Genomic DNA, 11,377 nt, shown 5'->3' with positions numbered 1-11,377 from the left:
CCGCCGAGGCCGAGGCGCGGCTGGCCGAGGTCGAGGGCTGGCGCCAGGACCGGGAACGCCAGGCGCAGGCCCTGGAACACTGCGCCACCAGCCTGCGGCATGCGCGCGAGCAGCAAGCGATGCACGGACGCCAGCAGCAGGAACTGGAACAGCGCGCCGAAGAATTGAGGCAAGCCGGGCAGCGCCTGGCCGAACTGCGGGCGGACCAGCCCCGGATCGACGGGCAGGTGGCGCGAGCGGGCGAGGCCTACCGGAAGGCCGAGGCGCGCCTGTCGGCCGCGCGGGGGCAGGCCAAGCGGGCCGTCCTGGCGGGCGATCTGGATCGGCTGGCGTCCGAGCAGGCGCGGCTGGTGGCCGACCTGGAGCAGGCGCGGACCTTGCAGGCGGATGTGCAGGTCCTGCGTGAACGGCGCCTGGGCATCCGGCTGGACGAAGACGCGCTGAAGCAGTTGCGGTCCCTGGACCGGACGCTGGCGGAACTCGATGCGGTGCGCCAGTCCGTCGCCACCCGCCTGGCCTACGATCTGCTGCCGCGGCAGCGGATCCGCGCGGGCGACGAGACCCTGTCCGGCCGGGGCGAGCGCCTGCTGCTGGAATCCATCGAGCTGGACGTGCCGGGGGTCGGCCGGCTGCATATCCGGCCCGGAGGCGAGGACGTGGCCGATCTGGCGCGTCGCCGTCAGGAAAACCTCGGCCGGATCGAGGCCTTGCTGGCCGGCCTGGGCGCGGCGGATCTGCGGCAGGCCGAGGACCTGGCCGAGCAGGCGCGGACCCTGCAGCGGGAGATCGATCTGCACGAGTCCCGCCTGGGCGGCCTGGCGCCGCAGGGGGTGGATGCGCTGGCGAATCGCCTGGCCCTGGCCGAACAGAAGCGCCAGGCGGTGTCCGGGGCGTTGGCGGCCCTGCCGCCGGACCCGGCCGGGACGCAGGATCCCGATATCGGCATCCTGGACGAGGCCGCGGCGGAGCGTGACCTGGAATCCGCGCGGGAAAGCCTGCAGGCCGTGGAGCGGCGGGCCGCGCGGCAGGCCCAGGCGCTCGTCCTGGCGGAGCAGGCCGGCCGCACGGCCCGGGCCGAATGGCAGCGCCTGCAGGATGCGATCCAGGCGCCGGACCGGCAGCGGCAGGCGCAGGAGCTGGCCGCCCGGCTGCTCGATCTACAGGCCCGGGAAACGGCGTTGCGGCACACGCTGGATGCGCTGGATCGTCGGATCGCCGAGGCCCGTCCGGACCTCCTGCGGCAGGACGCGCAGCGCTTCGCACGCGCCGCCATCCAGATGGAGCAGGCGGCCAACGAGCGCCGCGAGGAAGCCATCCGGGTGCAGAGCGGGCTCGAAGCCCTGGGCGCCCACGGGCTGGAAGAGCAGCGCGCCGACCTGGCCCGGGAAGCGGAATTTATCGGCCGCCGCCGCGACGAACTGAAGCGCCGGGCCGAGGCCCTGGACCTGCTGCTGGATCTGTTGCGGGCCGGCCGCCAGGCACTGACGCGCCGCATCCAGGCGCCCTTGCAGCGCCACCTGAACCATTACCTGCAGTTGCTGTTTCCGCAGGCGCGGCTCGACGTGGACGAGGACCTGTTGCCGGAACGGCTGGTCCGTCCGGGCGCGGGCGGGCAATCCCACGAGGACGTGGACGCCCTGAGCTTCGGCGCGCGCGAGCAGATGGGGCTGATCAGCCGCCTGGCCTATGCCGACCTGCTGCGCGAGGCGGGGCGGCCTACGCTGATCATCCTGGATGACGCGCTGGTGCACAGTGACCACGCACGCCTGGACGGCATGAAGCGCGTCCTGTTCGACGCCGCGCAGCGCCACCAGATTCTGCTGTTCACCTGCCACCCCGACCGCTGGCGCGACCTGGGTGCGCGGGTGCTGGAGATGGGGGCGCTGCGGGCCGCGTAGGCGCCGCTCCGGCCGCCCCGCCCGCGCCGTTCAGCGGCGAAACCCCCACTAGGTCGCCGTTCGGATCCTGCGCCAGCTTTTCGCCCAGGTAATCCAGGAAGGAGCGCAGCGCCGGCGACATGCCGCGCCGCGACAGGTAGGCGGCGTGCACGATCCCGGACACCAGGGACCAGTCGGGCAGGATGCGCTCGAGCCGCCCCTGGGCGATGTCCTCGTGGCACATGTAGTCGGGCAGCATGCCGACGCCGACGCCGCCCAGGATGGCGAAGCGCAGCGTCATCAGGTCGTCCGCGACGCAGGCGGGGCGGCAGGCGGCCTCGTGCCGCGCGCCCTGGGGGCCGAGCAGCCGCAGGCGCACCTTGCCGCCCGACGCCGACATGCCGACCGCGTCGAAGCGCTCCAGGTCGGCGGGCTGCGCCGGCCGGCCGTGGCGCCGCAGCAGTTCCGGGCTGGCGACGAGCAGGCCGTGGCTCAGGCCGAGCTGCTTGATGATCGCGCTGCCGCTGTCGTCCAGGGTTGGGCGGACCCGCAGGGCGAGGTCCACGCCTTCCTCGGCCAGGTCCACGACGCGGTTGCTGACCTGGATGTCGAGACGCACCTTGGGATGGCGCGCCAGGTAGCCGGGAATCAAGGGGCCGATGGTGGCCTGGGCCAGGGTCACGGGGCAGGAGATGCGCAAGGGGCCGCGCGGTTCGGTCAGTATCTGGGCGAGTTCCGCCTGGGCCTGGTCCGCCTGGTCGCGCACGGCGACGCAATGGCGATGGTATTGCTCGCCGGCCGCCGTCAGGGACAGCTTGCGGGTGGTGCGATGCAGGAGCCGCACGCCCAGTTCGGCCTCGAGCCGGGCGATCCGCCGGGACAGCCGGGAGGCCGGCAGGTCCAGCGACCGGGCCGCGGCCGCGAAGCCGCCGTGATCCACGACTTCGGCGAAATAGCGCATGTCGTTCAGGTCGTGCATGGTCGATTAGGTTCAAAAATAGAACAATCTATGCTTTTCGAGGCATCTTATCAATGATCGTCGCGTAATGGAAAATGGCGTCCTTCCAGCTCTGTCATCCGAACGGGACCCATCATGAAACTGCTGCACATCGATTCCAGCATCTCCGGCCAGAACTCCGTCACGCGCGGCCTGACGCGCAAGATCGTCGAGCAGCAAAAGGCCGCGAACCCCGGCCTGGAAGTGGAATACCTGGACCTGGCCCTGCAGGCGCCCGCGCCCCTGTCGCTGGACGCGCTGGGCTTCCGGCTGCCGCCGTCGGCCGAGGCGCTGACCGACATCCAGCGGCGCGAGAACGAGATTTCCGAGGCGCTGGTCACCCAGCTGATCGCGGCCGATGTCGTGGTGATCGGCTCGCCGCTGTACAACTTCACCGTTCCGGTCCAGTTGAAGGCCTGGCTGGATCGCGTGGCCCAGGTGGGCCGCACCTTCAAGTACACCGAGAATGGCCCGGTGGGCCTGCTCGGCGGCAAGACCGTGATCCTGGCGCTCAGCCGCGGCGGCGTGTATTCGACCAGCGACGCCGGCAACGCCATGGAGCACCAGGAAAGCTACCTGAAGACGATCTTCGGCTTCATGGGCGTGACCGACATCCGCGTCGTGCGCGCGGAAGGCATGGACATGGGTCCCGAAAGCCGCGAGCGTGGCCTGGCCCAGGCGCAGGAAGACATCCTGGCCCTGGCCGCGTAAGCCATCCGCCGATGCGGGCCCGCGTCAAGCGGGCATGGGCAGCCGGCCGTCCACCAGGAACGCGTCGAGCGGGTAGGTGTGGACGGCGCGGCCGCCGACCGGCTTGAACGCGACTTCGCGGGCGCTCAGCTGGCACAGCCAGGGACGCATGTCCCGTGGGGATTTTCCGGCCAGCGCCCGCGGCGTGAACAGGCCGACGCACAGGCCTTGCGCGGGGTCGCGCGCCGAGCGGTATTCGAAGGCTTCGACGCCCGCCTCCCGCATGGCGGTCCCGAGCGACTGGGTCGCCTGGTAGCGCGCGGGATCGGCCAGCGCGGCCCGATGGGCGTCGAAAGGCGGATCCTGCAGCCGCAGGCCGTGTTCCGTGCGGTAGCCGACGGAGAACAGCGTGTGCTGGCTCTGGATGGCGTCCCCGGCCGCAGGCGCGTCCATGGAGAACCAGAACACAAAGCGGTAATAGGCGGATTCGGCCAGTGTCGCCCCGAGGTCGCGGCCGCCGTAGAGCAGGCTGGGTTCGTGGGGCCGTCCGAAGCGCGAGCCCCAGGGCAGCGGCGGGTAGCGGAAGGGCGTGCGCAGCAGATAGTGCAGGCATTCGCCGCCGGCGGGCCAGGACGGCTTGGCCTCGTCGAGCAGGGCTTCCAGGACGGCCTGTTCCTCCAGCGTGTCCACGTATCCCAGGGTGGCGATGTGCTCCTGGCTTTCGACCAGGCGGTGCAGCAGGCCCTGGATCGGGCCGATGCGGCGTTCGCCCCCGCATTCCCGCCACAGCCCGCCGGCTTCGGAGCCGGCCCGCGGGCCGCCGCCGTCCTGGCGCGCGGCGGTCAAATCTTGCCCCGCATCGCGTCCACGAAGCGCAGCACCGTCACCAGTCCCTGGATGGTGGCGATCTGCTCGGCCGGTACGCCACCCGTGACGCGGTTCGGGGCGCGCATGAAATGCCGGATCCATTCGACGTCGCCGCCCGTGAGCGCGTAGAGGGCGCGGGCCAGGCGCACCAGCAGCAGGGCCAGCTCGCCCTGTTTGGAGGCGGGGTCCAGCGATTGCGCGGTCTTCATCCGGCTGACGGCGGTGCGGTGCATGCCCAGGACGTCGGCCAGCCCGGCCTGGCGCAGGCCGAGCTGCTCGGCCGCCCGGAGGACGGCCTTGGCCAGCACGGCGTCCGGTGCGGGCACGGTGTTGGGCAGGGCGGTCACGGCAGTCTCCCGGGAATGTTCATCATGCACATATTATGGTTTATTGGTGCGGATTGCACAATGCATGGGTGGCCTGGGATGGCCGTGGAAATGGCCGGAGGATGGCCGTGGAGCGCGGCCGTTCGTTCAGTCGCGGAAGTTCTGGAACTGCAGCGGCAGTTCCACGTCCGTCTTGCGCAGCAGGGCGATGACCTGCTGCAGGTCGTCGCGCTTCTTGCCGGACACGCGCAGCTTGTCGCCGTTGATCTGGGTCTCGACCTTGATCTTGGCCTGCTTCACGGCGGCGATGAGCTTTTTCGCCACGGCCTGTTCGATGCCCTGGCGGATGGTGATCTTCTGGCGGGCGCCGCCCAGGTTTTCCAGCGGCTCGGCCTCGTCCATGCAGCGCACGTCGATGCCGCGCGCCGACAGGCGTCCGCGCAGGATGTCGGTCATCTGCTTGAGCTGGAAGGCGCTGGGCGCCGACTGGGTGACGACGTAGCCTTCCAGCTCGAAACGCGCATCCGTGCCCTTGAAGTCGAAACGGGTGGCGAGTTCGCGGTTGGCCTGGTCGACGGCGTTGGTCAGTTCGTGCTTGTCGACTTCGGAGACAACGTCAAAGCTGGGCATGGGGAGGGCTCCTGGAAGAAGAGGGCGATATCCCGATTGTAGGGGCTGCGCCGGGCGGTCGGCGTGGCCCGGGGCCTGCTACAGCGCCCGCAGCCCCACGTACAGCGCGGTCCCCGCCGCGATGCTCAGCAGCGTCTGGCGCGTGCGCCATTGCAGCAGGACCACCAGGACCACGGCGGCCAGCTCTTGCCAGGGCAGGCCGTCGTGCCCGCGCGCCTGGCCGGCCGCGGTGTCGATCAGCAGCAGGACCATGATCGACAGGGGCAGCGAGTCGCCGAGCTTGTGGACGATGGGGTGGCGGCGCAGCCAGTGGCCGGCGATGAAGGGCAGGGCGCGCAGGAAGATGGTCACGAGGGCCATCAGCGCGATGGCGGTCAGGACGTAGCCGGTGTCAGTCATGGGCGGCTCCGGCGGCCGGCGCGGGCCGGGCGGGCCTCAGGGCGGCGGCCAGTAGACTGAGCGCGATGGCGATGGCCAGCGCCTGGGACGGCATCAGGACGCAGCCGGCGGCGTAGGCGGCGGCCGCGATCCAGATCGGCACGGCGTCGCGCCGGGCGCGCCATTGCTCGACGGCCAGCACGGCGAACAGGGCCGCCAGCACGAAGTCCAGTCCGGCCAGGCCGACCTGGGCCTGGGCGCCCAGCACGGCGCCCAGCGCGGTGCCGAGCACCCACCAGCCCTGGTTCAGGGCGCTGATCAGGGCCATGCGCGGCGCCCGCTCCCGGGCGGGCAGCGCCGTCAGGACGGAATAGGTCTCGTCGGTCAGGGCGAAAATGCAGTACCAGCGCCGCCAGCGGCTGGCCGGCAGAGTGTTCAGCAGGGACAGGCCGTAGAACACGTGGCGCAGGTTCAGCACCAGGGTCGCCAGGACGATGGCGCTGATCGGCAGGCCGGCGGCCAGCATCGGCACCATCATGAACTGGGCGGCGCCGGCATAGATCAGCAGGCTGGACGCCAGGGCCAGCCAGCCGGAGCCGCCGGCCTGCACGAACAGGAAGCCGAAGACCGCGCCCAGCGGCACGTAGCCCATGGCGACGGGGGCGGTCAGGCTGGGGATCGAAAGCGGATTCGAGGCGGAGGACATGATCGGGAAGCAGGGTGGGGCGGCGGGGCATGCCGGGCGCGCGAGCCTACAATTATAGGGACTTCACGCGCGGCGCCCTCCGGTCCGTGGCCCGCGGGGCGTGAGCGGACGGCTGGCGGGATCGGGACGAGGAAAAGACGGATGGAAGAATCGAAGGAATCCAGGACATCGATGCGCCCGGCGGCGGCGTGGACGCCGCCCGAGCCCGGGGCGCCGCGGGTCGGCTTCATCGGCGCGGGCCGGCTGGCGCGGGCGCTGTCCCTGGCCCTGCGGGCGGCCGGCGTCCCGGTCGTCCGGGTCGCCAGCCGCTCCGACGCCAGCGCCCGGGCCTTGGCGGAATCGCTGCCGGATTGCCAGGTCGGCGATCCCGACACCGTGGCGCGGGATTGCGACCTGGTGTTCCTCACCTCGCCCGATGCCCTGATCGCCGGGATCGCGCGCGCCGTGCCCTGGCGCGCGGGCCAGGCGGTGGCGCATTGCAGCGGGGCCACGCCCGTTGCCGCGTTGCGGCCCGCCGCCGAGGCGGGCGCGCTGATCGGCGGCTTCCATCCCATGCAGGCCTTCGGCGCGGACCCCGGGGCGGCGCTCGCCAGCCTGCCGGGCTGCACCGTGGCCATCGAGGCGGAGCCGCCGCTGGACGCCTTGCTGCACGAACTGGCTCAGCGCCTGGGCTGCGTCGGCCTGAGCCTGCCGCCGGGCGCACGCGTGCGCTACCACGCCTCGGGGGGCTACGCGTCCCAGCACGTCCACGCCCTGCTGGGCGAGGCGGTGCGCCTGTGGCAGTCCTGGGGAGCGACGGAACGGCAGGCGCTGGACGCGCTGCTGCCGCTTTTGCGGGGCACGCTGGAATCCCTGGAACGCAGCGGCGTGGCGGCGGGCATGCCGGGTCCGGTGTCGCGCGGGGACGCGGGGACGGTGCGCCTGCACCGCCAGGCGCTGCAGGAGGTCGATCCGGACATGCGCGACCTGTACGACCGACTGTGCCGCCGGGGCGTGGTCCTGGCGCGCCAGGCCGGGCGGCTGGACGCGGCCGGCGCCGAAGGCGTCGAACGGGTCCTGGATGAACCCGCGGACCGTTGAAGCGGGACGACGGGGTGTTCAGGCGTCCGCGGGGACGGCCGCCTGGCACACGTCCACCCAGGATGCGCCGGTCAGCCGGGCCAGGCGTTCGGGATCGATGCGCACGGCGCTGCTGATGGAGCCCGCCGCCGGCATGACGACGTCGAAATCGCGCAGGCTGACGTCGCAGTAGACCGGCAGCGGCCGGGCCAGGCCGAAGGGGCAGACGCCGCCCACCGGATGGCCGGTCAGGTCGGCGACTTCGTCGGCGGGCAGCATCTTGACGCGGCCGCCGAAGGCCTGCTTGAGCTTGCGATTGTCCAGGCGCGCGTCGCCCCGCGCCACCACCAGGACGACGGAGTCGCCCGTCCGCAGGGACAGCGTCTTGGCGATCTGGCCGGGCGCCACGCCATGGGCCTCGGCCGCGAGGGCGACGGTGGCGGTGCTCTGCTCCAGTTCGAGGATGTCCAGGTCGGGGGCGTGCCGGGCGAAAAACCGTCGGACGGATTCGATCGTCATCTAAAATTCCAGGGTTATTCCGTCTATCATCATAGGCATTTCAGACGTGAAATGCTTTGAAACAATCCGGGTTTTCCGGACAGGAAAAAGAAGGCGATGGCCCGATGCTGAACCTGGATGCCCGCACTCTGCTGATCGTTGAATCCTTCGTGCTGTTTCTCGTGGGCGGGCTGATGCTGCTGGCCGCCCTGCAGGGGCGGCGCGACCGCACGCTGCTGTGGATGTCGGGCGCCCTGCTGATCGGCGGGACGGGTTTCGTGATCAGCATCGCGCGCGGGGTGCCCGGCTGGCGGGATCCGGTGATCATGGTGTCCAACATGCTGCTGATCACCGGGCACGCCTGCGTCTGGGCGGGCCTGCGGGTCTACGTCGGCCGGGCCGCGCGCGGGCGGGTGTTGCTGGCGGGGGCGGCGGTCTGGTTCATGCTGTGCCTGTGGCCGTGGTTCATGGCCTCGGACGCCGCGCGGCTCCTGGTCTTTTCCCTGCTGTCGATCGGCTATCTCGTGGCGGCCGGCCGGGAACTGTGGCCCGAGCGGCGCGAGGACGCCGGATCGGTGTTCCCCTTGCTGATCGTGCTGGCCGCCCATGGCCTGTTCTATCTCTATCGCGTGGTGGCGGCCGTCCGGGTGCCGGGCATGTCCTGGCTGCTGTGGCCGGATTTCACCGTGACCATACTGGAAGGCATCCTGTTCAGCATCAGTCTGTCCTTCGGTGTCCTGATCCTGGTGCGCGCGCGGGAGGAACGGCGGTACCGCCATGCGGCCCTGCACGATGCCCTGACCCGGCTGCCCAACCGGCGCGCCCTGTTCGAGCAGGGCGCCGAGGCCCTGGCGCGGGCGCGGCGCGAGGGCCGGGACATGACCCTGCTGATGTGCGACCTGGACTGGTTCAAGCGCATCAACGACGAGCGCGGGCACGACGCGGGCGACCGTGTCCTGGCCCTGTTCGCGGACGTCCTGCGCGCCCGGGTGCGCGCGGGCGATCTGTGCGCGCGCATCGGCGGCGAGGAATTCGTCGTCCTGGCGCCGAACCTGGGCCCCCTGAGCGCCCTGGACCTGGCGGACCGGATCCGCCGCGGCCTGGCGGAACGCGCCTCCCGGACGACCGGCCGCCTGAGCGTGAGCATCGGCATCGCCTGCGCGTCGGTGGACGGACACGACCTCGACCGCCTGCTGGCCTGCGCCGACCGGGCGCTGTACGAAGCCAAGGCCTCGGGGCGGGATTGCGTCCGCCAGTCGGCCGGCCGCGTGCCCGCCCCGGCCGCGCGGCCGCGCGCCGCCGGAGCCGCATCGTCTTCCGTCGAGGCCTGACGTGGGCCGCCTGGACCCGCGCACGCTGCTGATCGCGGAGATTCCGATCCTGCTGCTGGTGGGCGGGCTGATCCTGGCGGCGACCCTGCTGGGCCGCCGCGACCGGACGCTGGGGTGGACCGGCGTCGCGCTGCTGCTCATCGGAGCGGGGTTCCTGCTGGGGGTGGCGGACCCGGGCGGCGCCTGGCAGCGGTCGGTGACCAGTTTCGGCGCCCTGCTGATCCTGGCCCATGCCTGCGTCTGGACCGGCCTGCGGGCATTTTCCGGGAAGCCGCCGCTGTGGCCGTGGATCGTGGCCGGCCCGCTGGCCTGGTGCCTGGTCTGCCTGTGGCCCGGGTTCGTGTCCTCGAGTGTGGCGCGCGTCGTCGCGTACGGCTTGCCGACCCTGGCCTACACCGGGGCGTCCCTGTGGGAACTGGGGTTCGGTCCGCGCGGGAAGGGGGACACGCGGCTGGCCGTCCTGCCGTCCGGCATCCTGTTGCTGCATGGTCTGCTGACCGCGGCCCGCATGGCCGTGGTGTCCCTGTCGGGGCCCGAACCGGGACGGCTGCGCTTCGATTTTCCGATGGCGGTGTTCGAGGGCATGCTGTTCTTCATCGGCGTGGCCTTCGCCGTCCTGATGATGGTGGGCGCGCGCTCGGAGCGCCGGTACCGGCATGCGGCCCTGCACGATGCCCTGACCGACCTGGCCAATCGGCGCGCCCTGTACGAGCGGGGCGGCGGCATGCTGCGGGAATCCCTGGCCCAGGGGCGGACCGTCGCCCTGCTGATGTGCGACCTGGACCGCTTCAAGCGGATCAACGACAGCTGCGGGCACGAGGCCGGCGACCGGGTGCTGGCGGCTTTCGCGGGGGTGTTGCGCCGCGCCGTGCGCAAGGGCGACCTGTGCGCGCGCATCGGCGGCGAGGAATTCGTGATCCTGGCGCCGGACATGGACGCCGAGGGCGCCCTGGGCCTTGCGGAGCGGATCCGCGGCCATCTTCGGGAATGCGATTGCCGGATCTGCGAGCCCCTGAGCGCGAGCATCGGCATCGTCTGCGCGCCGCAAGGCGGCAATGAACTGGGCCTGCTGCTGGCCCGGGCGGACCAGGCGATGTACCAGGCGAAGGACGCCGGGCGCGACTGCGCCCGCCTGTGGACCGGCGATCCGGAAGGGGACGCCTCAGCCGCCGTAGCCGGGGGCGGCCGCGGGCGTGCGGGCCAGCATCCAGTCGATGCCTGATTCCCCGTGCGCCTGAAGCCAGTCGTTGGCCTGGCGGAAATGGCCGCAGCCGATGAAGGGGCGCGGCGGGCGCAGGGCGGACAGGGGCGAGGGGTGGTTGGCCATCAGCACTTCGACCGGACCGGCCGGGGGCTGCATGTCCAGCAGCGCGCGCCGCGCCTGGGCATGCGAGCCCCAGAGCAGCAGGACCTTGGGGCGGGCCTCGCGCAGCACCCGCATGATCAGGGCGTCGGTGATGTGCTCCCAGCCTTTCTTGGCGTGCGAGGCGGGCTGGTGGGCCTCGACGGTGAGCGAGGTGTTCAGCAGCAGCACGCCCTGGCGCGCCCAGCGCACCAGGCTGTTGCGCGGCGGCTGTTCGGGTTCGCCGTATTCCTGGGCGAGCTCCTTGAACATGTTGCGCAGGCTGGGCGGCGTGGGGCAGAAATCCGGCACCGAAAACGCCAGGCCCTGGGCCTGGTTCGGCCCGTGATAGGGATCCTGGCCGACGATCACCACCTGGACCGCGTCCGGCGGGACTTCGGTCAGGGCGCGGAAGGGCCGCAAGGGGAAGATGCAGGCCCCGGCGGCCAGCCGTTCGGCCAGCATCGCGTCGAGCCGGTCCAGGATGCCCCGCAGGTGGGGGGCATCCAGCGCGGATTTCCAGGCGGGCGGCAGGGTGTCGATCTGGGCGCGCAGGGAACCCTTGAACGCGTTGAGCACTTCGGTGTCGGACGGGGGGAGCATGATCGTTTGTCGGGATCGGAAGTTCGGGGAATGGGGAGTGGCGCCGGACGCGCCGGCCGGTCCGGCGCCGCCA

The 11,377-nt window shown here is 71.7% G+C and carries 13 protein-coding genes; 5 read left to right on the top strand and 8 right to left on the bottom strand.

Features of this window, described 5'->3' with window-relative positions; all coding sequences use genetic code 11:
* Window positions 1–1,898 (top strand): ATP-binding protein (locus tag ACFO27_RS07055; protein ID WP_376816703.1); only part of this gene is annotated, 1,898 nt, incomplete at its 5' end.
* Here ACFO27_RS07055 and ACFO27_RS07050 read toward each other — a convergent pair.
* Window positions 1,825–2,856, bottom strand: a complete 1,032-nt coding sequence (locus ACFO27_RS07050) for a LysR family transcriptional regulator (RefSeq protein ID WP_376816702.1) — start codon at window positions 2,854–2,856, stop codon at window positions 1,825–1,827. The genes ACFO27_RS07055 and ACFO27_RS07050 overlap by 74 nt on opposite strands.
* Window positions 2,857–2,970: 114 nt before the next feature.
* Here ACFO27_RS07050 and ACFO27_RS07045 point away from each other — a divergent pair, with 114 nt between their 5' ends.
* Window positions 2,971–3,585 (top strand): FMN-dependent NADH-azoreductase, encoded by a 615-nt coding sequence (locus ACFO27_RS07045; protein ID WP_376816701.1) that lies wholly within the window; start codon window positions 2,971–2,973, stop codon window positions 3,583–3,585.
* Window positions 3,586–3,609: 24 nt separating this feature from the next.
* Here the strand turns inward: ACFO27_RS07045 and ACFO27_RS07040 are convergent, their stop codons facing one another.
* The 5 genes from ACFO27_RS07040 to ACFO27_RS07020 form a co-directional block, all read right to left on the bottom strand.
* Window positions 3,610–4,410 (bottom strand): RES family NAD+ phosphorylase, encoded by an 801-nt coding sequence (locus ACFO27_RS07040; protein ID WP_376816700.1) that lies wholly within the window; start codon window positions 4,408–4,410, stop codon window positions 3,610–3,612.
* Window positions 4,407–4,778, bottom strand: coding sequence for an MbcA/ParS/Xre antitoxin family protein (locus ACFO27_RS07035; protein ID WP_376816699.1), 372 nt, complete (start codon window positions 4,776–4,778; stop codon window positions 4,407–4,409). Before ACFO27_RS07035 ends, ACFO27_RS07040 begins: the two co-directional genes overlap by 4 nt.
* A gap of 126 nt (window positions 4,779–4,904) precedes the next feature.
* A complete protein-coding gene (locus ACFO27_RS07030; RefSeq protein ID WP_323026224.1) occupies window positions 4,905–5,387 on the bottom strand; it encodes a YajQ family cyclic di-GMP-binding protein in 483 nt (160 codons plus the stop codon).
* Window positions 5,388–5,465: 78 nt separating this feature from the next.
* Window positions 5,466–5,786, bottom strand: coding sequence for a branched-chain amino acid transporter permease (locus ACFO27_RS07025; RefSeq protein WP_323026225.1), 321 nt, complete (start codon window positions 5,784–5,786; stop codon window positions 5,466–5,468).
* Complete coding sequence (locus tag ACFO27_RS07020; protein ID WP_376816698.1) at window positions 5,779–6,471, bottom strand: AzlC family ABC transporter permease; 693 nt, start codon at window positions 6,469–6,471, stop codon at window positions 5,779–5,781. Before ACFO27_RS07020 ends, ACFO27_RS07025 begins: the two co-directional genes overlap by 8 nt.
* Before the next feature lie 141 nt (window positions 6,472–6,612).
* On the opposite strand from ACFO27_RS07020, the gene ACFO27_RS07015 reads away from it, so the two are divergent.
* The gene (locus ACFO27_RS07015) at window positions 6,613–7,551 is read left to right on the top strand and encodes a Rossmann-like and DUF2520 domain-containing protein (protein WP_376816697.1); all 939 of its coding nucleotides are present in this window, start codon (window positions 6,613–6,615) and stop codon (window positions 7,549–7,551) included.
* Window positions 7,552–7,569: 18 nt separating this feature from the next.
* Here the strand turns inward: ACFO27_RS07015 and ACFO27_RS07010 are convergent, their stop codons facing one another.
* Window positions 7,570–8,049, bottom strand: coding sequence for a YbaK/EbsC family protein (locus tag ACFO27_RS07010; RefSeq protein WP_376816696.1), 480 nt, complete (start codon window positions 8,047–8,049; stop codon window positions 7,570–7,572).
* 104 nt (window positions 8,050–8,153) lie between these two features.
* On the opposite strand from ACFO27_RS07010, the gene ACFO27_RS07005 reads away from it, so the two are divergent.
* Window positions 8,154–9,359: a GGDEF domain-containing protein gene (locus ACFO27_RS07005; protein WP_376816695.1), complete on the top strand. Its 1,206-nt coding sequence runs from the start codon at window positions 8,154–8,156 to the stop codon at window positions 9,357–9,359.
* A gap of 1 nt (window position 9,360) precedes the next feature.
* Complete coding sequence (locus tag ACFO27_RS07000) at window positions 9,361–10,581, top strand: GGDEF domain-containing protein (RefSeq protein ID WP_376816694.1); 1,221 nt, start codon at window positions 9,361–9,363, stop codon at window positions 10,579–10,581.
* Here the strand turns inward: ACFO27_RS07000 and ACFO27_RS06995 are convergent.
* A complete protein-coding gene (locus tag ACFO27_RS06995; protein WP_323026231.1) occupies window positions 10,522–11,304 on the bottom strand; it encodes a uracil-DNA glycosylase in 783 nt (260 codons plus the stop codon). The two genes, ACFO27_RS07000 and ACFO27_RS06995, sit on opposite strands and share 60 nt — an antisense overlap.
* Window positions 11,305–11,377: the final 73 nt, after the last annotated feature.

This window comes from Castellaniella denitrificans (genome assembly GCF_042653765.1).
Classification (GTDB): domain Bacteria; phylum Pseudomonadota; class Gammaproteobacteria; order Burkholderiales; family Burkholderiaceae_B; genus Castellaniella; species Castellaniella denitrificans.
The sequence above is the reverse complement of the archived record's forward strand: the minus strand, read 5'-3'. Positions and strand labels throughout refer to the sequence as shown.